Origin of the sequence: Bacillus sp. FSL W8-1202 (assembly GCF_038006165.1) — a bacterium.
GTDB classification, from domain to species: Bacteria; Bacillota; Bacilli; order Bacillales; family Bacillaceae; genus Bacillus; species Bacillus subtilis.
The window spans coordinates 2,807,352-2,830,405 of sequence record NZ_JBBOUR010000001.1; the positions used below are offsets into that span (position 1 = coordinate 2,807,352).

General features: G+C 40.9%; 27 protein-coding genes. All 27 read left to right on the forward strand.

Features of this window, described 5'->3' with window-relative positions; genetic code table 11:
• The first annotated feature begins 2 nt into the window (after positions 1–2).
• Positions 3–1,406, forward strand: coding sequence for an HslU--HslV peptidase ATPase subunit (hslU, locus tag NSQ09_RS14625; protein WP_041335959.1), 1,404 nt, complete (start codon positions 3–5; stop codon positions 1,404–1,406).
• A gap of 39 nt (positions 1,407–1,445) precedes the next feature.
• On the forward strand, positions 1,446–2,225 hold the full coding sequence (gene codY / locus NSQ09_RS14630; protein WP_003220850.1) for a GTP-sensing pleiotropic transcriptional regulator CodY: 780 nt from the start codon (positions 1,446–1,448) through the stop codon (positions 2,223–2,225).
• A gap of 379 nt (positions 2,226–2,604) precedes the next feature.
• The gene (flgB, locus tag NSQ09_RS14635) at positions 2,605–2,994 is read left to right on the forward strand and encodes a flagellar basal body rod protein FlgB (RefSeq protein ID WP_003245656.1); all 390 of its coding nucleotides are present in this window, start codon (positions 2,605–2,607) and stop codon (positions 2,992–2,994) included.
• Entirely contained in the window at positions 2,994–3,446 is a 453-nt protein-coding gene (gene flgC / locus NSQ09_RS14640) for a flagellar basal body rod protein FlgC (RefSeq protein ID WP_017694868.1), read from the forward strand. The genes flgB and flgC overlap by 1 nt, the downstream gene beginning before the upstream one ends.
• 10 nt (positions 3,447–3,456) lie before the next feature.
• Positions 3,457–3,777 (forward strand): flagellar hook-basal body complex protein FliE, encoded by a 321-nt coding sequence (fliE, locus tag NSQ09_RS14645; protein ID WP_003238544.1) that lies wholly within the window; start codon positions 3,457–3,459, stop codon positions 3,775–3,777.
• Between the two features lie 38 nt (positions 3,778–3,815).
• Positions 3,816–5,426, forward strand: a complete 1,611-nt coding sequence (fliF, locus tag NSQ09_RS14650; RefSeq protein WP_080317085.1) for a flagellar basal-body MS-ring/collar protein FliF — start codon at positions 3,816–3,818, stop codon at positions 5,424–5,426.
• A 12-nt stretch (positions 5,427–5,438) separates the two neighbouring features.
• Positions 5,439–6,455: a flagellar motor switch protein FliG gene (gene fliG / locus NSQ09_RS14655; RefSeq protein WP_003231981.1), complete on the forward strand. Its 1,017-nt coding sequence runs from the start codon at positions 5,439–5,441 to the stop codon at positions 6,453–6,455.
• On the forward strand, positions 6,448–7,200 hold the full coding sequence (gene fliH, locus NSQ09_RS14660) for a flagellar assembly protein FliH (RefSeq protein ID WP_026113606.1): 753 nt from the start codon (positions 6,448–6,450) through the stop codon (positions 7,198–7,200). The genes fliG and fliH overlap by 8 nt, the downstream gene beginning before the upstream one ends.
• Positions 7,197–8,513 carry a flagellar protein export ATPase FliI gene (gene fliI / locus NSQ09_RS14665; RefSeq protein ID WP_015715886.1) on the forward strand — a complete coding sequence of 439 codons (1,317 nt, stop codon included), beginning with the start codon at positions 7,197–7,199 and terminating at the stop codon, positions 8,511–8,513. The genes fliH and fliI overlap by 4 nt, the downstream gene beginning before the upstream one ends.
• Before the next feature lie 2 nt (positions 8,514–8,515).
• Positions 8,516–8,959 (forward strand): flagellar export protein FliJ, encoded by a 444-nt coding sequence (fliJ, locus tag NSQ09_RS14670; protein ID WP_017694871.1) that lies wholly within the window; start codon positions 8,516–8,518, stop codon positions 8,957–8,959.
• Between the two features lie 11 nt (positions 8,960–8,970).
• Positions 8,971–9,585, forward strand: a complete 615-nt coding sequence (locus tag NSQ09_RS14675; RefSeq protein WP_017694872.1) for a MotE family protein — start codon at positions 8,971–8,973, stop codon at positions 9,583–9,585.
• Between the two features lie 12 nt (positions 9,586–9,597).
• The gene (locus tag NSQ09_RS14680; RefSeq protein WP_341031836.1) at positions 9,598–11,061 is read left to right on the forward strand and encodes a flagellar hook-length control protein FliK; all 1,464 of its coding nucleotides are present in this window, start codon (positions 9,598–9,600) and stop codon (positions 11,059–11,061) included.
• The gene (gene flgD, locus NSQ09_RS14685) at positions 11,058–11,480 is read left to right on the forward strand and encodes a flagellar hook assembly protein FlgD (protein ID WP_003231970.1); all 423 of its coding nucleotides are present in this window, start codon (positions 11,058–11,060) and stop codon (positions 11,478–11,480) included. Before NSQ09_RS14680 ends, flgD begins: the two co-directional genes overlap by 4 nt.
• A 21-nt stretch (positions 11,481–11,501) precedes the next feature.
• A complete protein-coding gene (flgG, locus tag NSQ09_RS14690; RefSeq protein WP_041335977.1) occupies positions 11,502–12,296 on the forward strand; it encodes a flagellar basal body rod protein FlgG in 795 nt (264 codons plus the stop codon).
• A gap of 39 nt (positions 12,297–12,335) precedes the next feature.
• The gene (swrD, locus tag NSQ09_RS14695; protein WP_003231966.1) at positions 12,336–12,551 is read left to right on the forward strand and encodes a swarming motility protein SwrD; all 216 of its coding nucleotides are present in this window, start codon (positions 12,336–12,338) and stop codon (positions 12,549–12,551) included.
• The gene (fliL, locus tag NSQ09_RS14700; protein ID WP_003231964.1) at positions 12,548–12,970 is read left to right on the forward strand and encodes a flagellar basal body-associated protein FliL; all 423 of its coding nucleotides are present in this window, start codon (positions 12,548–12,550) and stop codon (positions 12,968–12,970) included. Before swrD ends, fliL begins: the two co-directional genes overlap by 4 nt.
• 33 nt (positions 12,971–13,003) lie before the next feature.
• Positions 13,004–14,002, forward strand: a complete 999-nt coding sequence (gene fliM, locus NSQ09_RS14705) for a flagellar motor switch protein FliM (RefSeq protein WP_003220879.1) — start codon at positions 13,004–13,006, stop codon at positions 14,000–14,002.
• Positions 13,992–15,128 (forward strand): flagellar motor switch phosphatase FliY, encoded by a 1,137-nt coding sequence (gene fliY / locus NSQ09_RS14710; protein WP_003231962.1) that lies wholly within the window; start codon positions 13,992–13,994, stop codon positions 15,126–15,128. Before fliM ends, fliY begins: the two co-directional genes overlap by 11 nt.
• 25 nt (positions 15,129–15,153) lie before the next feature.
• Positions 15,154–15,516, forward strand: coding sequence for a chemotaxis protein CheY (gene cheY, locus NSQ09_RS14715; RefSeq protein ID WP_014476812.1), 363 nt, complete (start codon positions 15,154–15,156; stop codon positions 15,514–15,516).
• A gap of 14 nt (positions 15,517–15,530) precedes the next feature.
• Positions 15,531–16,190, forward strand: a complete 660-nt coding sequence (gene fliZ / locus NSQ09_RS14720; RefSeq protein WP_041335980.1) for a flagella biosynthesis regulatory protein FliZ — start codon at positions 15,531–15,533, stop codon at positions 16,188–16,190.
• A complete protein-coding gene (gene fliP / locus NSQ09_RS14725; RefSeq protein WP_003245692.1) occupies positions 16,183–16,848 on the forward strand; it encodes a flagellar type III secretion system pore protein FliP in 666 nt (221 codons plus the stop codon). The genes fliZ and fliP overlap by 8 nt, the downstream gene beginning before the upstream one ends.
• Positions 16,849–16,862: 14 nt before the next feature.
• On the forward strand, positions 16,863–17,132 hold the full coding sequence (gene fliQ / locus NSQ09_RS14730) for a flagellar biosynthesis protein FliQ (protein ID WP_017694877.1): 270 nt from the start codon (positions 16,863–16,865) through the stop codon (positions 17,130–17,132).
• A gap of 7 nt (positions 17,133–17,139) precedes the next feature.
• Positions 17,140–17,919, forward strand: coding sequence for a flagellar biosynthetic protein FliR (gene fliR / locus NSQ09_RS14735; RefSeq protein WP_003245510.1), 780 nt, complete (start codon positions 17,140–17,142; stop codon positions 17,917–17,919).
• Entirely contained in the window at positions 17,919–19,001 is a 1,083-nt protein-coding gene (gene flhB / locus NSQ09_RS14740; protein WP_003231949.1) for a flagellar biosynthesis protein FlhB, read from the forward strand. The genes fliR and flhB overlap by 1 nt, the downstream gene beginning before the upstream one ends.
• A gap of 32 nt (positions 19,002–19,033) precedes the next feature.
• The gene (flhA, locus tag NSQ09_RS14745; protein ID WP_341031841.1) at positions 19,034–21,067 is read left to right on the forward strand and encodes a flagellar biosynthesis protein FlhA; all 2,034 of its coding nucleotides are present in this window, start codon (positions 19,034–19,036) and stop codon (positions 21,065–21,067) included.
• Positions 21,067–22,167 (forward strand): flagellar biosynthesis protein FlhF, encoded by a 1,101-nt coding sequence (flhF, locus tag NSQ09_RS14750; RefSeq protein ID WP_017694879.1) that lies wholly within the window; start codon positions 21,067–21,069, stop codon positions 22,165–22,167. Before flhA ends, flhF begins: the two co-directional genes overlap by 1 nt.
• The gene (gene flhG / locus NSQ09_RS14755) at positions 22,158–23,054 is read left to right on the forward strand and encodes a flagellum location/number ATPase FlhG (RefSeq protein ID WP_072557158.1); all 897 of its coding nucleotides are present in this window, start codon (positions 22,158–22,160) and stop codon (positions 23,052–23,054) included. The genes flhF and flhG overlap by 10 nt, the downstream gene beginning before the upstream one ends.

A 23,054-nucleotide genomic window follows, 5' to 3' on the forward strand; every position in this document is an offset into this window, starting at 1 on the left:
GCATGGAAAAAAAACCGTTAACTCCTAGACAGATTGTAGATCGGTTAGACCAATATATTGTCGGTCAGCAAAATGCGAAAAAAGCTGTCGCCGTGGCATTAAGAAACCGCTATAGAAGAAGTCTTCTGGATGAAAAGCTGAAGGACGAGGTCGTTCCGAAAAACATTTTAATGATGGGTCCTACCGGCGTCGGGAAAACTGAAATTGCCAGACGAATCGCTAAGCTTTCAGGTGCGCCATTTATCAAAATTGAAGCTACTAAATTTACCGAAGTCGGCTATGTAGGCAGAGATGTTGAATCAATGGTCAGAGATCTTGTGGAGACTTCTGTTCGGCTTATCAAAGAAGAGAAAATGGATGAAGTAAAGGAACAGGCAGAAGAAAATGCAAACAAACGCATTGTTCGTCTGTTAGTTCCCGGGAAGAAAAAACAATCTGGCGTTAAAAATCCGTTTGAAATGTTTTTTGGAGGCAGCCAGCCGATTGGTGAAGATGAGGCGGAGAGCCAGGAAGAAGCAAACATCGAAGAAAAAAGAAAACGAATGGCGCATCAGCTGGCTTTAGGAGAGCTCGAAGACTACTATGTAACAGTAGAAGTCGAAGAGCAGCAGCCTTCTATGTTTGACATGCTGCAGGGCTCGGGTATGGAGCAGATGGGTATGAACATGCAGGATGCGCTGAGCGGATTAATGCCAAAGAAAAAGAAACGGCGCAAAATGACAGTCAGAGAAGCCAGAAAAGTCCTGACGAATGAAGAAGCAAGCAAACTCATCGATATGGATGAAGTCGGCCAGGAAGCTGTTCAGAGAGCAGAAGAGAGCGGGATTATCTTTATTGATGAGATTGATAAAATCGCAAAGAACGGCGGTGCATCTTCTTCTGCCGATGTTTCAAGAGAAGGCGTTCAGCGGGATATCCTTCCGATTGTTGAGGGTTCTACTGTTGTCACAAAATATGGTTCTGTAAAAACAGACCATGTATTATTTATTGCAGCAGGAGCGTTTCATATGGCCAAACCGTCTGATTTGATTCCTGAGCTGCAGGGGCGTTTCCCGATTCGTGTAGAACTGAACAAACTTACGGTAGACGACTTCGTGAGAATTTTGGTTGAGCCGGATAATGCGCTGCTGAAACAATATCAGGCATTATTGCAGACAGAAGGTATATCTCTTGAATTTTCTGACGAAGCTATTCATAAGATTGCTGAAGTTGCTTATCATGTGAACCAGGACACAGATAATATCGGTGCGAGACGCCTTCATACAATACTTGAACGCCTATTAGAAGATTTGTCGTTTGAAGCTCCAGATGTAACGATGGAGAAAATAACGATTACACCACAGTATGTCGAAGAAAAGCTCGGAACGATAGCCAAAAACAAAGATTTAAGTCAATTTATATTGTGAAAAATTTAATATGAGGAATGTTTAGGAGGATTATTTATCATGGCTTTATTACAAAAAACAAGAATTATTAACTCCATGCTGCAAGCTGCGGCAGGGAAACCGGTAAACTTCAAGGAAATGGCGGAGACGCTGCGGGATGTAATTGATTCCAATATTTTCGTTGTAAGCCGCAGAGGGAAACTCCTTGGGTATTCTATTAACCAGCAAATTGAAAATGATCGTATGAAAAAAATGCTTGAGGATCGTCAATTCCCTGAAGAATATACGAAGAATCTGTTTAATGTCCCTGAAACATCTTCTAACTTGGATATTAATAGTGAATATACTGCTTTCCCTGTTGAGAACAGAGACCTGTTTCAAGCTGGTTTAACAACAATTGTGCCGATCATCGGAGGCGGGGAAAGATTAGGAACACTTATTCTTTCACGTTTACAAGATCAATTCAATGACGATGACTTAATTCTAGCTGAATACGGCGCAACAGTTGTCGGAATGGAAATCCTAAGAGAAAAAGCAGAAGAAATTGAAGAGGAAGCAAGAAGCAAAGCTGTCGTACAAATGGCTATCAGCTCGCTTTCTTACAGTGAGCTTGAAGCAATTGAGCACATTTTTGAGGAGCTTGACGGAAACGAAGGTCTTCTTGTTGCAAGTAAAATTGCTGACCGTGTCGGCATTACCCGTTCTGTTATTGTGAACGCACTCAGAAAGCTGGAGAGCGCCGGTGTTATCGAGTCTAGATCATTAGGAATGAAAGGTACTTATATCAAGGTACTAAACAACAAATTCTTAATTGAATTAGAAAATCTAAAATCTCATTAATCACAAAAAGAACCCTTTTTGAGGGTTCTTTTTTTATTTCAAATAAAGGAAATCAATAAGCTTTATTTCCTGGGTTGAAAGTCTTTCTATGTAATAATTTTAATAAATTTTGCATTTTTCTTCAAAAAGTTTCAAAAATGCCGAAAAGAAAGGAGAAAAAACAGAAATTCTGCTATTTTCAGGCTTATATCAAGGCGAGAAATGTAGTTCTAACAATCTAGGACTTTATACCTAGTTGTAAAATAGATAATTGTGAGGACATTTTTTTACACGAACTTCATAGACTTTATGCCTGTTATTTCTTACAATAAGCATATAGTTTTACAATTATCGACAAGGATATTGAGGGTGAAAAAAACTGAAATGGAGGTAAGTGGATTTGAGCTTATTTTCTGGAACGATACAAAATCTTGAAAATGCCTTGAGCAGAGCGGATATTAAGCAAAAAGTCATAACTAATAATATCGCCAATATAGATACACCGAACTATAAGGCAAAAAAAGTCTCTTTCCAAAATTTATTAGATCAAGAATCCTCGCGTCTTGAAGCGATAAAAACAGACTATCGTCATGTTGATTTTTCTGATACTGATTCGAATTATTCAATTGTTGCGAGCGGAGATACATCGTATCAGCAAAACGGAAACAATGTTGATGTTGACAAAGAGATGACAGAATTGGCGCAAAATCAAATCAACTATCAAGCTTTGGTTGAAAGAATGAACGGTAAATTTAATTCGCTGAAGACCGTATTAACAGGAGGAAAATGATGACAGCTTTTCATAGCTTAAATGTTTCAGCATCGGCTTTAACAGCTCAGCGAGTCAGAATGGACGTTGTATCATCTAACTTAGCAAATATGGATACGACAAGAGCTAAGCAGGTGAATGGAGAGTGGGTGCCTTACAGAAGAAAAATGGTTTCCCTTCAGTCAAAAGGTGAATCGTTCTCTTCCATTCTCAATTCTCAAATGAGCGGAAGCGGTATTGCTGGAAACGGTGTGAAGGTTTCAAAAATTACGGAGGATGATTCGGATTTTAATCTTGTCTATGATCCGACAGACCCTGATGCAAACGCTGATGGATATGTACAAAAGCCTAATGTTGATCCATTAAAGGAAATGGTTGATCTTGTCAGCAGCACCAGGTCATATGAAGCGAATGTCACGGCGATGAATGCCACAAAGGGAATGCTGATGAAGGCGTTAGAAATCGGAAAGTAGGTGAATGAATGTGATTAATGCAATTTCTCCTTTTCAGGTTCAAAATACTCAAAACACTCAAAATGCAACAAATCAAGTAAACAATAGCCAAAAAACAGATTCTTCAAATCAAACAAGCTTTTCGGAGCTTTTAAAAAACTCTATTAGTTCGTTAAATGAGTCCCAAGTAGCTTCTGACAACATGACTAATGCCTTGGCTGCAGGAAAAGATGTAAATCTTGATGAGGTCATGATCGCTGCTCAAAAAGCTAGCATCTCTCTAACTGCAGCAACAGAGTTCCGCAATAAAGCTGTGGAAGCTTATCAGGAGATTATGAGAATGCAAATGTAGGGGGATTTAGAGAAAGAGTGGAGTGACCGGGGGTTAACATGAATCGTACTCTAATGCAAATGAAAAACAAAACGAGTGAGTTTTGGAAAAATAGATCTAAATTACAAAAGATTTTAATGGTTAGTGCTTTAGCGGCAATTATTATTATTGGAATTATTATTAGTGTTTTTGCTTCAAATTCTAAAATGGCGCCGCTGTACAAAGATTTGTCTGCCGAAGAAGCAGGACAAATCAAAGAAGAATTGGATGCAAAAAAAGTGCCAAACGAACTTTCGAATGGCGGTACAGTGATTAGTGTTCCGGAGGATCAGGTTGATTCTTTGAAAGTGCAGATGGCTGCAGAAGGACTTCCTAAAACCGGATCAATTGATTATTCATTTTTTGGACAGAATGCCGGCTTTGGTTTGACAGACAATGAGTTTGATATGGTGAAAGTAAAAGCTACACAGACAGAACTGTCAAACTTGATCAATGAAATGGACGGTATTAAAAGTTCAAAAGTAATGATTAATCTCCCGAAAGACGCGGTGTTTGTCGGTGAAGAGCAATCTGCAGCATCTGCATCAATCGTTTTGCAGATTCAACCGGGTTATACACTTGATCAAAGCCAGATCAACGGATTATATCATCTGGTATCTAAAAGCGTGCCGAACCTAAAAGAAGATAACATCGTCATCATGGATCAAAATTCTACATACTACGATAAATCAGACAGTGATGCAGGGTCCTACGCGGATAGTTATTCTTCTCAGCAAGGAATTAAGTCTCAAGTTGAAAAAGACATTCAAAAACATGTACAGTCACTTCTTGGTACGATGATGGGCCAAGATAAAGTCGTTGTCTCCGTTACAGCAGACATTGATTTCACAAAAGAAAATCGGACAGAAGACATTGTCGAACCTGTGGATAAAGAAAACATGGAAGGCATTGCAGTCAGCGCTGAAAAGGTATCTGAAACATATCAGGGCGACGGTGCAGCCAACGGCGGAACTGCCGGAACCGGCGAGGAAGATGTAACAAATTATAAGGCTGACGGTGAAAATACCGAAAGCGGAAACTACGAAAAAAACAGCAACAAAATCAATTACGAGGTTAACCGAATTCATAAAGAAATCGCTGAAAGTCCTTATAAGGTCAGAGATTTAGGGATTCAAGTAATGGTAGAGCCGCCTGATGCCAAAAACACAGCGTCGCTATCAACTGAAAGACAGGATGATATACAAAAAATCCTTTCAACTGTAGTCAGAACATCTTTGGATAAAGACGAAACGCAAAACCAGAATTTATCTGATGCTGATATCAATAATAAGATTGTTGTCTCCGTTCAGCCATTCGACGGCAAAGTCAATTTGGATACAAATACGGTAAAATCCTCAGGTATCCCGCTGTGGGCATATATTGTAGGCGGTGTTTTAATCGCAGCGATCATTGTTCTGATCATTATGCTTATCAGAAAGAAACGGGCGCAAGAGGATGAATTTGAGGAATATGAGTATGAGGTTCCTCAAGAACCAATCAATTTGCCTGATATCAACGAAGAGGAAAATGAAACAGCGGAATCAGTCAGACGAAAACAGCTTGAAAAGATGGCGAAAGACAAGCCGGAAGATTTTGCAAAACTGCTGAGAAGCTGGCTGGCCGAGGATTAGGAGGAATTAGAAATGGCGAGACGTGATCAAGATAAGCTTACAGGAAAACAAAAAGCAGCCATTCTCATGATTTCCTTGGGGTTAGATGTGTCAGCTTCTGTCTATAAGCACTTAACCGATGAAGAAATTGAAAGGCTTACTCTGGAAATATCAGGTGTTCGAAGCGTCGATCATCAAAAAAAGGATGAAATCATAGAAGAATTTCATAATATAGCCATTGCGCAAGATTATATTTCTCAAGGCGGTTTAAGCTATGCAAGACAAGTTCTGGAAAAGGCGCTTGGAGAGGATAAGGCGGAGAACATTCTAAACAGGCTGACTTCTTCTTTGCAGGTTAAACCATTTGATTTTGCCAGAAAAGCGGAGCCTGAACAAATTTTGAATTTTATCCAGCAAGAGCATCCGCAGACGATGGCGTTAATCTTGTCTTATTTAGATCCAGTGCAGGCCGGGCAGATTTTATCCGAGCTGAATCCGGAAGTACAGGCTGAGGTTGCGAGAAGAATCGCGGTTATGGATAGAACATCTCCAGAAATAATTAATGAGGTAGAACGGATTCTGGAACAAAAATTATCTTCTGCATTTACTCAGGATTATACACAAACAGGCGGAATTGAAGCTGTTGTGGAAGTGTTAAACGGGGTAGACAGAGGGACAGAGAAGACGATCTTGGATTCATTGGAAATTCAGGATCCCGATCTTGCTGAAGAAATTAAAAAGCGGATGTTTGTCTTCGAAGATATTGTCACACTTGATAACCGTGCCATTCAGAGAGTCATTCGCGATGTTGAGAACGACGATTTGCTCCTTTCATTAAAGGTTGCAAGCGAGGAAGTCAAAGAAATTGTGTTCAACAATATGTCACAGCGTATGGTTGAAACCTTCAAAGAAGAAATGGAATTTATGGGCCCTGTACGCTTGAAAGATGTAGAAGAAGCTCAATCGAGAATTGTAAGTATCGTCAGAAAGCTTGAAGAAGCCGGTGAAATTGTAATAGCAAGAGGCGGAGGGGATGATATTATTGTCTAATATCATTAAACAAGAATCATCTATTTCTCCACAAAAGGAAAAAAGAAAACTTTCTATACAAGAGGTGCGTATTGATCATTCTCACCTTTTGCAGGCTGAAGAGAACCCGGAGGCGCTTATGGCCCGAGTGAAAGAGGAAGCTGATCGGATTTCTGAGCAGGCAAACAGTCATATAGAAAATATTCGCCGTCAAATTGAACAGGAGAAAAACGATTGGGCGGCTGAAAAACAGAAGCTTATTGAAGAAGCAAAAGCCGAGGGCTTTGAACAAGGAGTAGCGCTGGGCAAAGCTGAGGCAATGAAACAGTATGCAGAACTGATCGGCCAAGCAAACAGTATAACTGAAATGTCCAGAAAAGCTGTTGAGAACAAGCTTGAAGACGCTAATGAAGAAATCGTTGAGCTTGCCGTTGCCCTAGCAAAAAAAGTTTGGCAGCAAAAGTCTGATGATAAAGAGGCTTTCCTCCTGCTTGTACAACAGGTTATAAACGAAGTGAAGGAATATGACGATATATCAATTTATGTTGATCCATATTACTATGAGACAATCTTTCAGCAAAAAGATGAAATCCAGCAGCTTCTTTATAAAGAATGTCGGCTTGGCATATATGCTGATGAAAAAGCTCAAAAAGGAACCTGTTATATTGAAACTCCTTTTGGCAGGGTAGATGCGAGTGTTGACACACAATTGATGCAATTGAAAGATAAACTTCTGACAGCGCTGGAAGCAGGTGCAGCTGAATGAAGACACAGAGTCTGATAGATTGTATAGAAATGACAGACTCGTATAAACGGTACGGAAAAGTCAAGCGGGTCATCGGCCTGATGATTGAATCAAAAGGGCCAGCAAGCTCAATTGGCGACGTGTGCCTGATTTATGCAAAAGGACAATCTGGGAAAGTCATTAAAGCTGAGGTAGTCGGCTTCCAGGAAGAAAATATTTTGCTTATGCCTTATTTAGAGGCTGCGAGCATTGCACCTGGCAGCATTGTAGAAGCTACTGGGGAATCACTTCGGGTTAAAGTTGGAACCGGACTGATTGGACAAGTCATCGATGCTTTTGGAGAACCGCTTGACGGAAAACTTCTGCCGAAAGGGCTTTCGCCTGTATCAACGGAGCAATCACCGCCCAACCCGATGAAACGGCCGCCTATCCGTGAAAAGATGGGTGTTGGAGTCAGATCAATTGACAGCTTGCTGACAGTCGGTAAAGGCCAGCGGATTGGAATTTTTGCAGGAAGCGGTGTCGGAAAAAGCACCTTAATGGGGATGATCGCCAAGCAGACAGAGGCTGACTTAAACGTCATTGCACTTGTCGGAGAACGCGGACGAGAGGTTCGGGAGTTTATTGAAAAAGATCTGGGGAAAGAGGGGCTGAAACGATCGATTGTAGTCGTTGCCACCTCAGACCAGCCAGCATTAATGAGATTGAAAGCGGCATATACAGCGACTGCCATTGCCGAGTATTTCCGAGATAAAGGCCAAAATGTCATGTTTATGATGGATTCTGTTACAAGGGTGGCAATGGCGCAGCGAGAGATTGGACTGGCTGCTGGGGAGCCTCCGACGACAAAAGGCTATACACCTTCAGTGTTCGCTATTTTACCTCGTTTACTAGAACGAACGGGTGCAAACGAGCATGGAACCATTACGGCATTTTATACAGTGTTGGTAGACGGGGATGACATGAATGAGCCGATTGCCGATACTGTACGCGGAATTTTAGACGGACATATTGTGTTGGACAGGGCGCTTGCCAATAAAGGCCAGTTTCCTGCAGTTAACGTACTAAAAAGCATCAGCAGGGTGATGTCAAACATTTCAACAAAACAGCATCTGGATGCGGCAAATAAATTCCGTGAACTTTTATCGACATATCAAAATTCGGAAGATCTCATTAATATCGGAGCTTACAAAAGAGGATCATCCAGAGAAATTGATGAAGCGATACAATTTTATCCGCAGCTTATTCAATTTTTAAAGCAGGGAACAGACGAACCGGCTTTATTGGAAGAAAGCATTGCTGCATTAACTAGTTTGACAGGAAATGAGGAATAAACGTGGCTTATCAATTTAGATTCCAAAAGCTGCTGGAACTAAAAGAAAATGAAAAAGACCAATCCTTATCCGAGTATCAGCAATCAGTTTCTGAATTTGAAAACGTTGCTGAAAAATTATATGAGAATATGAGTAAAAAAGAATTGCTGGAACAAGATAAGGAAAAGAAATTAAAAAGCGGCATGAGTGTACAAGAAATGAGGCACTACCAACAATTTGTCTCAAATCTTGATAATACGATCTATCACTATCAAAAGCTTGTCATTATGAAAAGAAATCAAATGAATCAAAAACAAGAAATTTTGACAGAGAAAAACATTGAAGTGAAAAAGTTTGAAAAAATGCGTGAAAAACAGTTTAAAATGTTTGCTCTTGAAGATAAAGCTGCAGAAATGAAAGAAATGGACGATATTTCGATTAAGCAGTTTATGATTCAAGGCCATTAGGAGCGAATGTAATGTCCGGCAAAAAGAAAGAATCAGGTAAGTTCCGTTCGGTTTTGCTTATCATTATCCTCCCGCTGATGTTTCTATTAATCGCAGGGGGGATTGTTCTTTGGGCTGCTGGTATCGATGTCTTAAAGCCGATACAGGATGCTGCGGCAAAAACGCCGGTTCTTAAAGAATTGGTCCCTGAAACCGAAAATAAAAAAGGCGCAGCATCAAGTAAGGATAGCAGTAATACGGCAGCTCTGGAAAAGACCATTAAGGATCAAAAAAGTGAAATCAGTATATTGAATAAAGATTTAGAAACAAGTAAATCAGAAATCGACAGGCTCAATCAAAAGATCCGTTCACTTGAAAAGACGGCTGAGGATCAAAAAAAGTCATCAGAAGATCATACTGAAGGATCAGCAGACTCGAAAGCTTCTTCTGAAAATGACAAAGTGATCAGTGTGTACAAAAGCATGGACAGCGGAAAGGCTGCTAAAATTATTGCCCAATTAAAGGAGCAAGAAGCACTGAAAATATTGAATGGCCTAAGCAAAAAGCAGCTTGCTGACATATTGGCGAAAATGACTCCTGAGCAAGCAGCAACCTATACAGAAAAAATTGCTGCCAGCCAAGAATAGGGGGAATGAAAGGTGAAGCTGCTTGAATTAGCCGGACCTTTGCTGCAAACCACAACGGGTTCTGCCGCTAAAAACATGAAAAGTAGCCAGGGAGTTTTTCAAAACTGGCTTATGTCTGAGGCTGGATTGAAGGAACTTTCAGAACAAGGAAAGGGTACTCCTAATTCCGAAGATCAGCTTTTAGCAGATGCGCTTAAAAAGATCGGTGAATGGCTAAATGCAAGTCCTGAAGATCAAGACAAACAAAATGCGGATCTTTTGCAAACATTAAGCAAACTGACAGGGAAGCAATTGGATGCGAATGCTCTGCAAATGTTGCAAAATCTTTTGCAAGCAGTTGAATCAAAAATGTCAGGCGGGACGGATCAATTGCTCACAGAAACGGAGAAAATCTTTTCAGAAGCTAAAACGGCTCTGAGTGCCAATGATTCTGCTTCTGACATTAATGGAGCACTGAAGTCTGATAAAGAGCAATCAAATCAGGAAAATGAAGTATCCGAGCCTGCTAAAGAGCTTATCTATATCCAGATGTTCATTAGCCAGCTCGTAGAAGGGAATAAGCTGACTGATCGCGGGAATGGCAATGAAGCTCATGCCATTTACCAAAATGGAGATCAATTCCTTTCTGCATTAGAAAAGAAGGGTGTATCTCAACAACTAATTCAGGATCTTAAACAGCAAATATTCACTAAAGCTGAGTCAAGTTCAAAACTTTACTCGATGACAGCGTCAGAGCTGAAAAGTTTTCAAAGCTTAATGGATCAAATGTCTATGCTTCCTCAAAAAGGGACCAAAGAATGGAGTTTAGCTGAAAGCCAGCTGAAAGCCTTCTTGTTATCGAAATCATCCGAATCATCACAAGACTTTGGGAAGCGTGTTCTCACACCGCTCTCGCAGAGTTCATCCAGCAAAAATGCATCGGATGTTTCTGGAAGTATTCAGCCTGTAGATAGTAAATCAGGACTCCGAATGCTGTTTTCGGGGTATCGGGGCATAGGAGGAGTTCAAACACTTGATCTGCAGCAGATGTCATCTGATATACCAAATACCGAAACAAAAACGGTGGCTGATCAAGTGATTAATGCGTGGAAGCAGATGAAATATACGCCTTTCGGCAGATCGACGGGAAGTTTCACTATTCGGCTGAACCCTGAACATTTAGGATTTGTCACAATCAAGCTGACAAATGAAAATGGAATGTTTCAGAGTAAAATCATAGCATCTAGCCAATCAGCAAAAGAATTGCTTGAACAGCATCTTCCTCAGCTGAAGCAATCATTGCCGAATATGGCCGTCCAAATTGACCGTTTTACTCTTCCGGTCCAAAGCGGGGATCAACCGATATACGGCCAGCTTGCTGATGAACAGAAACAGCAGCAAGAGGGGCAGAGACAGCAAAGACAGAAAAAGCAATCAAATGATTTTGGCGATCTGCTCGATGAAGTGTCGATGGTTGAAATGGAGGAAGAAGAATGACTTCTATAAGTTCAGAATATAAACTGCCTGAAAAAACGAACACTGTGTCGACGAACAACAGCAGCTTGGGGAAAGACGAGTTTTTAAAAATATTAATGACTCAAGTTCAAAACCAAGATCCGCTTAACCCGATTGACGATAAAGAATTTATCAGCCAGATGGCGACTTTTTCAAGCTTGGAGCAAATGATGAATCTGAATACGACAATGACTCAATTCGTTGAAAACCAAGATCCGTTTACAACGTATGTTGATTGGATGGGAAAAGAAGTATCTTGGACTGATGGTAAAAGTGCAACAGATAAAACAGGCACAGTAAGCTCTGTTAAACATTTTAAAGGAAATTATTATCTCGTTCTTGATGATGGGACCGAGATCAGTCCTGCGAATGTCATGTCTGTGGGACAATCATCTAAATAAAAACATCTGGGGGAATATATTATGTTACGTTCACTTTATTCTGGAATCAGCGGTATGAAGAACTTTCAAACAAAGCTTGACGTAATCGGTAACAACATTGCCAACGTAAATACAGTAGGATTCAAAAAGAGCCGTGTGACCTTTAAAGATATGGTAAGCCAAACCATTGCCGGCGGTTCTGCTGCTGGTGCAACAATCGGCGGAACAAACTCTAAGCAAATCGGTTTAGGTTCATCATCTGGCACAATTGATACAATTCATTCAACAAGCGCGACACAAAGCACAGGAAGAACACTTGATTTAGCAATTGACGGCGACGGTTACTTCCGAATTGATACAGGTGACGGGACAGCTTATACAAGAGCAGGGAACTTCTATTTAGATAATACTGGAACACTGGTTACAGGTGATGGCTACCATGTACTAAATATGAATGGCGGAACAATTAAAATTCCTACTGATGCTCAAAGCTTTAGCATTGGTTCTGATGGAAAGGTGTCAATTGTTGATGCCGGTGGTCAATCACAAGACGGGGGACAAATCGGGATTGTTACTTTTGCCAACAGTGATGGATTGGATAAAATCGGAAGCAACCTATACCGTGAATCTTTAAACTCTGGAACGGCCAGTGCAGCGAACCAGCCTGGTGACGGCGGAACTGGTGCTCTTAAATCAGGATTTCTCGAAATGTCTAACGTCGATTTAACTGACGAATTTACTGAAATGATCGTAGCCCAGCGCGGATTCCAATCAAACTCAAAAATTATTACAACATCTGATGAAATCCTTCAAGAACTGGTTAACCTTAAACGTTAAGGAGGGAGGGGAGGCGAGTAATCGCTTCTCCGCTGTTTTATGATTAAAGTAACCCGTTTGAACGGGCAGCCCTTTACACTGAATGCGCTATTTATTGAACAGATTGAATGTTTTCCGGATACTACAATTACTCTGTCAAATGGTAAGAAGTTTGTAGTAAAAGAAGATGAAGAAGCTGTTCTGGAAAAGATCGCAGCTTTCTACCGAAAAATACAAATATTTGCAATGGATCAAGGAATAGAGGAACCGGAATGAAGAAAAAGTTAATGATCATATTACTAATTATTCTTATCGTAATTGGTGCTCTCGGGGCGGCGGCTTATTTTGTTTTAGGCGGAAAGTCCGAAAAAAGTGAAGCGAAAAAAAGTATTGATGAAATCGTTGCGTCTTCTGTTGATGTAGAAGAGATCACAACAAATTTAAAGTCTGATAACATTATCCGTCTTGCTATTAAACTTGAAACCGATTCTGATAAATCAAAAGAAGAACTTGAGAAACGTGATTTCCAAGTGAAAGACGCTGTTATATCACTGCTGGCTGATACGAATGCTGATCAGATTGAGGGAGACAAGGGAAAAGAAACCTTTAAGAAGGAACTAAAAGATAAAATAAATAGCTACCTCCAAGAAGGAAAAGTAGAAAAAGTGTATATTACCTCCTTTAATCTGCAATAAAGCATAATTTGACAGAATACGGAGGTGAGGAAAATGTCAGGAGAAGTTCTCTCCCAAAATGAAATAGATGCACTGCTCTCTGCAATATCAACTGGTGAAATGGACGCTGAAGAGCTGAAAAAAGAAGAAAAAGAGAAGAAAGTCAAGGTTTATGATTTCAAACGTGCGCTGCGGTTTTCTAAGGATCAGATCCGCAGTTTAACGAGAATTCATGACAATTTTGCAAGACTTCTTACCACTCATTTTTCTGCTCAGCTCAGAACCTATATTCACATATCTGTCAGTTCTGTTGATCAGGTTCCGTATGAGGAATTTATCAGATCGATTCCAAACATGACGATTCTGAATCTATTTGATGTTCATCCGATGGAAGGAAGAATTATGATGGAGGTCAACCCCACGATAGCTTATACGATGATGGATCGAGTCATGGGCGGGATTGGAATCAGTCATAACAAGGTTGACAGTTTGACAGAAATTGAAACAAAAATCATTTCTAATTTATTTGAAAATGCACTGGGTAATTATAAAGAAGCTTGGCAGTCAATTGCTGATATTGAACCGGAAATGACTGAGTTTGAAGTGAATCCGCAATTTGTTCAGATGGTATCTCCTAATGAAACAGTCGTGGTGATCTCGCTCAATACTCAAATTGGTGAAATCAGCGGTGTCATTAATCTCTGTATCCCGCATATTGTACTCGAGCCGCTCATACCGAAGCTTTCAGTCCACTATTGGATGCAATCAGACCGAAATGAGCCAAAGCCTGAGGAAACAAAGTCGCTTGAAAAACGTATCATGACAGCACAAATACCTGTCGTGGCCGAGCTCGGCACATCTGAACTGACGATAGAAGAGTTTTTAAGTTTAGAAGTCGGAGACTGCATAACTTTGGACAAATCAGTCACGGATCCTCTTACTGTATTGGTCGGAGATAAGCCGAAATTTTTAGGACAAGCCGGCCGGGTGAATCGAAAACAGGCAGTGCAAATTTTAGATCACGACATAAGAGGTGAACAAGATGGAGAATAATAGATTATCTCAAGATGAGATTGACGCGCTTCTTAACGGTACTGGCAGCACGCTTGATGAGCCAGAGATTCCGGAAGTAGATGACTTATCGGAAATGGAGCGTGATGCGATCGGTGAAATCGGTAATATTTCATTCGGCAGTTCTGCGACAGCACTGTCAACGCTTTTAAATCAAAAGGTCGATATTACGACTCCAAGCGTAACGGTCATTCCAAGAAGTAAAATCAGCGATGCGTTTCCTGAACCGTATGTAGCGATTGAAGTGAATTATACGGAGGGCTTCAGCGGAAGCAACCTGTTAGTCGTGGAACAAAGTGACGCGGCGATCATTGCGGACTTAATGATCGGGGGAGACGGAAAAGGTGCGGACCCTTCACTGGGTGAAATCCATTTAAGTGCGGTTCAAGAAGCAATGAACCAAATGATGGGATCGGCTGCCACATCAATGTCTACTGTATTCAGTAAAAAAATTGATATTTCACCTCCTCGGGTTGAATTGTTGGATGTTACTGAAGAAAAGGGTACAGACCGTATTCCTGATGATGAAATGCTGGTGAAAGTTTCTTTCAACTTAAAGGTGGGAGAATTAATAGACTCCAGCATTATGCAGCTTTACCCATTGACATTTGCGAAAGATTTAATTTCAAGCCTTATGAACTCAGAAAGTGCAGAGGAAGAAGAAACGGTGCAGCCTGAAGTTACATACGAACAGCCGAAAGAGCCTGTGACGCCAGAGCCGCGTATTGAACCGAAGCAACAGCAGCAGCCGCCAAAAAGGCAGGGAACAGCAAAAAAAGCAGCGCCAGTTCAGGTTTCACCGGTGGAATTTTCCGCGTTTGATCCAAACGAAGCTGTACAAGCCCCTATTCATAATCTGGATATGCTTTTGGATATCCCGCTTTCGATTACTGTTGAGCTTGGCAGAACGAAGAGAAGCGTAAAAGAGATTTTAGAGCTTTCTGCCGGAAGTATTATCGAGCTTGATAAATTAGCCGGTGAGCCTGTAGATATTTTAGTTAATCAGCGTATCGTTGCCAAAGGCGAGGTCGTTGTCATTGAAGAAAACTTCGGAGTAAGAGTCACTGACATTTTAAGCCAGGCAGAGCGCATTAATAATTTAAAATAACGAAACACAAGGAGAGAGATAGATTATGGCACATAGAATTTTAATTGTAGATGACGCAGCATTTATGCGAATGATGATTAAAGATATTTTAGTTAAAAATGGTTTTGAAGTTGTGGCGGAAGCTGAAAATGGAGCACAAGCGGTAGAGAAATATAAAGAGCATTCACCTGACCTTGTTACTATGGATATCACGATGCCAGAAATGGATGGTATTACAGCATTAAAAGAAATTAAACAAATTGATGCGCAGGCAAGAATCATCATGTGTTCTGCTATGGGACAGCAATCAATGGTTATTGATGCCATTCAGGCCGGCGCTAAGGATTTCATTGTGAAACCTTTCCAAGCTGACCGTGTGCTTGAAGCAATCAACAAAACATTAAGTTAAAGGGTGTACGACTGTTGAAAAAGAGTCAATATTTTATCGTTTTTATTTGTTTTTTCGTTTTATTGAGTGTACATCCGATTGCTGCTGCCGCGGCAGACTCTGATAATTCAACTGTAAACGAATGGTTTCAAAAGAAAGATGAAAAAACTGCAGATAAGTCAGAGCAAAAGAAAGAAAAAACAACAAAAACTGCTGATGAGACGGAGGGAGCGGCTGCTCCTTCTGTCTCAGCTTTTGATTTTGTAAAGATGATTTTCGCTTTATTGTTTGTTATCGTGCTGATTTACGGGCTGGTTAAGCTCATGAACAAAAGAAATCGGCTCCTAAAGCCTTTTCAATATGTTGAAAATATTGGCGGCACATCGGTCGGCCAGAACAGATCCATACAATTGATCAAGGTTGGGAAAAGTGTGCTCGTCGTCGGTGTAGGAGAGACGATCCAGCTGCTGAAAGAAATTGAGGATGAAAAAGAGATTGAAGTCATTCTCAGTCAGCATGAAGAGGCAATGTCAAGCAAAATAGAGTGGCAAAAGTTTGTGAAGCCGCTTAAGAGTTCTGAACATCAGCCGCAGCAAAAACTGCCTTCATTTTCAAAAGCATTAAAAGAGCAACTTGAAGAGTTAAAACAAAACCGTTCTGAAGGAAAGAAGAAAGGCCCACGTCATCATGAATGAGTTTATAAATATTTTCAGTTCAAGCGATCCGGAAAACGTAAGTTCGACTGTTAAATTACTATTATTGTTAACTGTATTTTCAGTGGCGCCTGGAATATTGATTCTTATGACTTGTTTTACTCGCATCGTCATTGTTCTGTCATTTGTCAGAACTTCACTTGCGACGCAATCTATGCCCCCAAACCAGGTTCTAATCGGGCTTGCGCTGTTTTTAACATTTTTTATTATGGCTCCTACTTTTTCAGAAATTAATAAAGAAGCGCTGACCCCATTAATGGACAACAAAATCAGCTTGGATGAAGCGTATACGAAAGCTGAGGAACCGATTAAAGAATTTATGAGTAAACACACAAGGCAGAAGGATCTGGCGCTGTTTATGAATTACGCGAAAATGGATAAACCTGAATCATTAAAGGATATTCCGTTAACAACAATGGTTCCGGCTTTTGCCATATCGGAGCTTAAAACAGCATTTCAAATAGGTTTTATGATTTTTATCCCTTTTTTAATTATAGATATGGTAGTGGCGAGCGTCTTGATGTCAATGGGAATGATGATGCTGCCTCCAGTTATGATTTCTCTGCCCTTTAAAATATTACTTTTTGTTTTGGTAGACGGCTGGTATTTAATTGTGAAATCTTTGCTTCAGAGCTTTTAGGGTAGGTGCTAAACGTGAGTTCAGAATTTGTAATTTCTATGGCGGAAAAAGCCGTATACGTAACGCTGCTGATCAGCGGGCCATTATTGGCTATTGCTTTACTGGTCGGTTTAATTGTCAGCATATTTCAGGCGACAACTCAAATCCAGGAACAGACTTTGGCGTTTATTCCGAAAATCGTGGCGGTTCTCCTGGCTCTCATTTTTTTTGGTCCGTGGATGCTGTCGACGATTCTTTCATTTACAACAGAGCTGTTTTCTAATTTAAATCGTTTTGCAGGGTAATGTAGAGATGAATTCAATTATTGACTTATTTCCTGCTTTTTTATTGGTTTTTATTAGAATCTCTGCTTTTTTTGTAACGATTCCGCTATTTGGACATCGAAATGTGCCAGCTGTTCATCGCATAGGTTTTGCTTTTTTTCTTGCGGTCATTTGTTTCAGCACCATTGATAAACCGCCCTCTTTGGAGATAGATGAGCACTATATGCTTTTGGCGTTTAAAGAAGCTTTGGTCGGCCTATGTCTGGGTTTAATTGCTTATATGATGATTGCCGCAGTGCAGATAGCCGGCTCGTTTATTGATTTTCAAATGGGATTTTCAATAGCAAACGTTATTGATCCGCAAACCGGTGCACAAAGTCCGTTGATTGGCCAGTTTATCTATACGATGGCACTTTTGTTTATGCTGAGTGTTAATGCCCACCATTTGTTGCTGGATGGTATTTACTACAGCTTTCAGTATATTTCAGTTGATCAGGCATTTCCGAATTTCGGCGATGAAAAGTTTGCCTATTTTATTGCGAAAAGCTTTAATGCAATGTTTATTATCGCTTTTCAAATGTCAGCGCCGGTTGTGGCCAGTTTGTTTCTAGTTGATTTAGCATTAGGTATCGTGGCTCGAACTGTTCCGCAGTTAAATGTATTTGTGGTCGGTCTGCCTTTAAAGATCGCTGTCAGTTTCATTATGCTCATTGTATGTATGTCCGTTATCTTCGTCGTTGTCCGGAATGTTTTCAGTTTAACGATTGAAACGATGCGGAATCTTTTAGCATTGGTCGGTGTTTCTTAATGAAGCTTAGAGTTGACCTGCAGTTTTTTGCGGGAGAGAAGACAGAAAAAGCCACTCCGAAAAAACGGAAGGATACGCGAAAAAAAGGGCAGGTAGCCAAAAGCTCGGATGTCAATACCGCCGTTTCTTTACTGGTAATATTCCTTTCGCTTATTGCAATTGGTCCGTATATGAGAGACAGGCTGCTGTCATTCATAGAAACATTTTATACCGAATCGCTCACAATGAAGCTCTCAGAATCAAATGTGCATACATTGTTTGTCAGCTTATTAAAGGATATGGGCATGATACTCGCACCGATCTTGCTTGTTGCTCTTGTTGCAGGAGTCGTAAGCAACTATATGCAGGTTGGGTTCTTATTTTCTGCTGAAGTGATACAGCCTAAGCTTGAAAAACTGGATCCGATCAAAGGCTTTAAACGAATATACAGTATGAGGGCGATTGTAGAGCTGATTAAATCAATTTTGAAAATCGTAGTCGTCGGTTTTGCGGCTTTTGCTGTGCTTTGGCTGCATTATGGAGAAATTCTCCGGCTTCCTCTCCTGACACCCGAAGAGGCACTTTCTTTTGTTTCAAAACTCACTTTGTGGATGGGACTAAGCGGTGCAGGTGCATTGTTGATTCTTGCGGGTCTCGACTATTTATATCAGAGATTTGACTATGAGAAAAATATCAAAATGTCAAAACAAGATATAAAAGATGAGTACAAAAAATCTGAAGGAGACCCGATTATCAAGTCTAAAATTAAACAAAGACAGCGGGAAATGGCGATGAGGCGGATGATGCAGGAAGTTCCAAAAGCAGATGTCATTATCACAAACCCGACTCACTATGCGATTGCTTTGAAATATGATGAAGAAAAAATGGACGCACCTTATATTGTTGCAAAAGGCGTCGACCACCTTGCGTTAAAAATCAGGAAAATTGCTAAAGAGCATGATGTCATGATGGTAGAAAACAGACCGCTTGCCCGTGCGTTATATGATCAAGTGGAAATTGACCAGGCAGTGCCGGAAGAATTTTTTAAAGTTTTAGCAGAAATTCTGGCTTACGTATATAAAACAAAACAAAAAGTATATTGAATTTTTCGATTTAAAAGGAGAGAAAAAACAGCATGTCAACAAGAGATTTATCCGTTTTAATAAGTGTTGTCCTCATTGTGGCGATGCTGGTGATTCCATTTCCTCCATGGCTGTTAAGTATTTTGATCATTATTAATATTTCTCTTGCGTTGATCGTGCTTCTCACCACAATGAATATGCAGGAAGCGCTTCAGTTTTCGATTTTTCCGTCACTGTTGCTGCTTTTGACCCTATTTCGTTTGGGCTTGAACGTCTCAACTACCCGTTCAATTCTTTCACACGGTGAAGGAGGGAAAGTCGTCGAGACTTTCGGAAATTTCGTTGTCGGCGGAAATGTATTAGTTGGACTCGTTGTATTTATCATCATTATTATTATTCAGTTTATCGTCATTACAAAAGGTGCTGAACGTGTTTCCGAGGTTGCAGCAAGGTTTACGCTGGACGCAATGCCGGGGAAGCAGATGAGTATTGATGCTGATTTAAACGCAGGGATGATTACCGAACAGGAAGCGAAGCATCGCCGCGAAAAAGTGGCAAGAGAAGCAGACTTTTATGGAGCAATGGACGGTGCCAGTAAATTTGTAAAAGGTGACGCCATTGCCGGAATCATCATTGTGATGATCAATATTATTTTCGGAATCGTGATCGGAATGCTTCAGCAGGGCATGTCCATTCAAGAGGCTGCTTCACACTTTACGATGCTGACTGTAGGGGATGGAATTGTTTCGCAAATCCCGGCACTGTTAATTTCTACGGCTACGGGTATTGTGGTCACAAGAGCTGCCTCTGAAGGAAACTTAGGGCATGACATTACAGGCCAGCTGTTTGCGTATCCAAAGCTTTTATACGTCGCAGCAGCTACGATCATGCTTTTAGGTATTTTCACTCCGATCGGCATCCTTCTGACGGGGCCGCTTGCGGGATTGCTTGCTTTTGGCGCATATACACTATCTAAATCAGGTAAGGAAAAAGAAGAAGTGGATGAGATTCTTGAGGAAGAGGCTGAGGTGGACGAGCTTAAAAGCCCTGAAAGTGTTGTTCAGCTTCTGCATATAGATCCGATAGAATTTGAGTTTGGATATGGCCTGATACCGCTTGCTGATGCCAATCAAGGCGGTGATTTATTAGACCGAATTGTTATGATACGCCGTCAGTTGGCTTTGGAACTCGGGCTTGTCATTCCTGTCGTGCGAATCAGAGATAATATAGCGTTGCAGCCTAATGAATACCGATTGAAAATTAAAGGAAACGAAGTAGCAAAAGGCGAGCTGTTGCTTGATCATTATTTAGCGATGTCGCCTACTCCTGAGGACGATCTCATTGAAGGGATTGAAACAGTGGAGCCTTCATTCGGTCTGCCGGCTAAATGGATTAGCGAAGCGGTAAAGGATGAAGCCGACATGCTTGGTTATACAGTAGTTGATCCTGCATCAGTCGTTTCAACGCATATTACGGAGAAAATTAAGCAGCATGCCCACGAATTGATCGGAAGGCAGGAGACAAAACAGCTGATCGATCACTTGAAAGAATCGTATCCAGTCCTGGTTGAAGAGGTTACGCCGAATCCATTGTCTGTCGGTGATATTCAGAAAGTGCTTGCTAAGCTTTTAAAAGAAAAAGTTTCAATTCGAAACTTAGTAACGATTTTTGAAACGCTTGCTGACTATGGGAAATTAACAACAGATTCTGATCTTTTGACAGAGTATACAAGACAAGCGCTTGCTAAACAAATTACAGCCCAGTTTGCCAAAGAAAATGAAGTGTTGAAGGTTGTTACTTGTTCGGGCCGTGTAGAAAAGGCAATAGCAGACGGTGTGCAGCAGACGGAACATGGGAATTATTTATCGCTTGAACCAGATATTTCAGAAAGTATAGTGCGCTCTGTCGCCAAAGAAGCTGAACAGCTCTCATTACGTCAGGAAACCGCGATTCTTCTTTGCTCGCCGCCTGTCAGAATGTATGTGAAGCAGCTTCTGGAACGGTACTTCCCTGATCTTCCGGTACTCTCTTATAACGAACTTGAGGCGAATGTTGAGGTACAAAGCATTGGAGTGGTGGATATTTAATGAAAATAAAAAAATTTACTGCTGCTTCAATGCAAGAAGCGGCACTTCTCATCAGAAAAGAGTTAGGTAATGAAGCGGTCATATTAAATTCGAAAAAAATTAAAAAGCGAAAATGGTTTGGCCTCGTCAACAAGCCTGCTGTTGAAGTAATCGCCGTATTGGATCAGGACTTTCTTGAGAAAAAAACGCCTCAGAAGGCAGCTGAACCGAAACAAACATTAAAAACTCCGGTCAGCAGTCCGAAAATAGAGGAGAGAACATATCCCCCTCAAATTCCGGCGCAACAGGAGCTAGGTGATTTTTCAGCATATCAATCTGTACTTCCTGAGCCGCTGCGAAAAGCAGAAAAGCTTTTGCAAGAAACAGGGATCAAAGAGTCTACGAAAACGAACACTCTGAAAAAATTGCTTCGCTTCTCTGTTGAAGCAGGCGGCTTGACTGAAGAAAATGTTGTCGGCAAACTTCAGGAAATACTATGCGATATGCTGCCCGCAGCAGACAAGTGGCAGGAGCCAATTCATTCAAAATATATCGTTCTCTTTGGTTCAACAGGGGCTGGTAAAACAACTACACTTGCTAAACTCGCAGCCATATCTATGCTTGAAAAACATAAAAAAATCGCTTTTATTACAACAGATACGTATCGTATTGCAGCTGTTGAACAGTTGAAAACATACGCTGAACTGCTGCAGGCTCCTCTGGAAGTTTGCTATACAAAAGAAGAATTTCAGCAGGCGAAGGAGTTATTTTCTGAGTATGATCATGTGTTTGTTGATACAGCCGGAAGAAACTTCAAGGACCCGCAATACATTGATGAACTGAAAGAAACGATTCCTTTTGAGAGCAGCATTCAGTCATTTCTTGTTTTATCCGCGACTGCAAAATATGAAGATATGAAGCATATTGTCAAACGGTTTTCATCCGTCCCTGTCAATCAGTATATTTTTACGAAAATAGATGAAACGACTTCCTTAGGTTCTGTATTTAATATACTGGCAGAATCAAAAATAGGTGTCGGGTTTATGACAAACGGACAGAATGTGCCTGAGGATATACAGACTGTATCTCCACTTGGTTTTGTGAGGATGCTGTGCAGATGAACAGATATGACCAAGCAGCAACTTTACGGGCGAAAATGGAAAAACGTGAGCGCGTTCTGCCGATGGTTTATTCACAAAAAGCGAAGACACTTGCTGTCATTAGCGGCAAGGGCGGTGTCGGAAAATCCAATATTACCTTAAATATGGCACTTGCGCTGCAGGATAAAGGTAAGAAGGTGCTGCTCATCGACCTTGATATCGGGATGGGGAACATTGATATATTAATAGGAAATTCATCGTCTGCCACGATAATTGATGTTTTAACCGATCGTAAGCCTTTGCTCCAGTCATTATCCATTGGCCCAAAGGGTTTGCGGTATATATCAGGGGGAACCGGTCTTGATGTGATGTTTCAGCTCGATCAGAGAAAATTGACGTTTTTTGCCAATGAACTTTCTCATGCATTAAGCCAGTTCGATTATGTGCTGTTTGATATGGGAGCGGGCTTATCAAAAGATCAACTGCCTTTTATTTTATCAGCAGAAGATATTTTGATTATAACAACTCCCGAGCCGACGGCCATTATGGACGCATACAGCGCTGTCAAGCACTTGGTTTTGACAGAAAATAAGCTTTCAATGAAGGTGGCTGTCAATCGGTGCCGTGACCAAAAGGAAGGGCTTGACGCTTTTGCCCGCCTCTCCCGTACAATTCATATGTTTTTGGATGTTCAGGTTCAGTTTGCCGGTTCCGTTTCTGACGATGTGATCGTGAGCAAAGCGGTTGTCGAACAGGTTCCTTTTTTCATAAAAAGCCCTCAGGCAAAAGCCAGCCGGTCAGTCCGTATTTTAGCGGACGCCTTGTTTGAAAGAGAAGAAACGAGACACAAAGAAGACAAACAGACATTTATTGAGAAATTATCTTCTTTTTTAATGAGGAGGGCTTAA

What these genes read in the sequence shown, in the direction of transcription:
- hslU (WP_041335959.1), top strand. Translation starts at nt 3, where the DNA reads ATGGAAAAAAAACCGTTAACTCCTAGACAGATTGTAGATCGGTTAGAC.
- codY (WP_003220850.1), top strand. Translation starts at nt 1,446, where the DNA reads ATGGCTTTATTACAAAAAACAAGAATTATTAACTCCATGCTGCAAGCT.
- flgC (WP_017694868.1), top strand. Translation starts at nt 2,994, where the DNA reads ATGACAGCTTTTCATAGCTTAAATGTTTCAGCATCGGCTTTAACAGCT.
- fliF (WP_080317085.1), top strand. Translation starts at nt 3,816, where the DNA reads ATGAATCGTACTCTAATGCAAATGAAAAACAAAACGAGTGAGTTTTGG.
- fliG (WP_003231981.1), top strand. Translation starts at nt 5,439, where the DNA reads ATGGCGAGACGTGATCAAGATAAGCTTACAGGAAAACAAAAAGCAGCC.
- fliI (WP_015715886.1), top strand. Translation starts at nt 7,197, where the DNA reads ATGAAGACACAGAGTCTGATAGATTGTATAGAAATGACAGACTCGTAT.
- NSQ09_RS14675 (WP_017694872.1), top strand. Translation starts at nt 8,971, where the DNA reads ATGTCCGGCAAAAAGAAAGAATCAGGTAAGTTCCGTTCGGTTTTGCTT.
- flgD (WP_003231970.1), top strand. Translation starts at nt 11,058, where the DNA reads ATGACTTCTATAAGTTCAGAATATAAACTGCCTGAAAAAACGAACACT.
- flgG (WP_041335977.1), top strand. Translation starts at nt 11,502, where the DNA reads ATGTTACGTTCACTTTATTCTGGAATCAGCGGTATGAAGAACTTTCAA.
- swrD (WP_003231966.1), top strand. Translation starts at nt 12,336, where the DNA reads ATGATTAAAGTAACCCGTTTGAACGGGCAGCCCTTTACACTGAATGCG.
- fliL (WP_003231964.1), top strand. Translation starts at nt 12,548, where the DNA reads ATGAAGAAAAAGTTAATGATCATATTACTAATTATTCTTATCGTAATT.
- fliM (WP_003220879.1), top strand. Translation starts at nt 13,004, where the DNA reads ATGTCAGGAGAAGTTCTCTCCCAAAATGAAATAGATGCACTGCTCTCT.
- fliY (WP_003231962.1), top strand. Translation starts at nt 13,992, where the DNA reads ATGGAGAATAATAGATTATCTCAAGATGAGATTGACGCGCTTCTTAAC.
- cheY (WP_014476812.1), top strand. Translation starts at nt 15,154, where the DNA reads ATGGCACATAGAATTTTAATTGTAGATGACGCAGCATTTATGCGAATG.
- fliP (WP_003245692.1), top strand. Translation starts at nt 16,183, where the DNA reads ATGAATGAGTTTATAAATATTTTCAGTTCAAGCGATCCGGAAAACGTA.
- fliR (WP_003245510.1), top strand. Translation starts at nt 17,140, where the DNA reads ATGAATTCAATTATTGACTTATTTCCTGCTTTTTTATTGGTTTTTATT.
- flhB (WP_003231949.1), top strand. Translation starts at nt 17,919, where the DNA reads ATGAAGCTTAGAGTTGACCTGCAGTTTTTTGCGGGAGAGAAGACAGAA.
- flhA (WP_341031841.1), top strand. Translation starts at nt 19,034, where the DNA reads ATGTCAACAAGAGATTTATCCGTTTTAATAAGTGTTGTCCTCATTGTG.
- flhF (WP_017694879.1), top strand. Translation starts at nt 21,067, where the DNA reads ATGAAAATAAAAAAATTTACTGCTGCTTCAATGCAAGAAGCGGCACTT.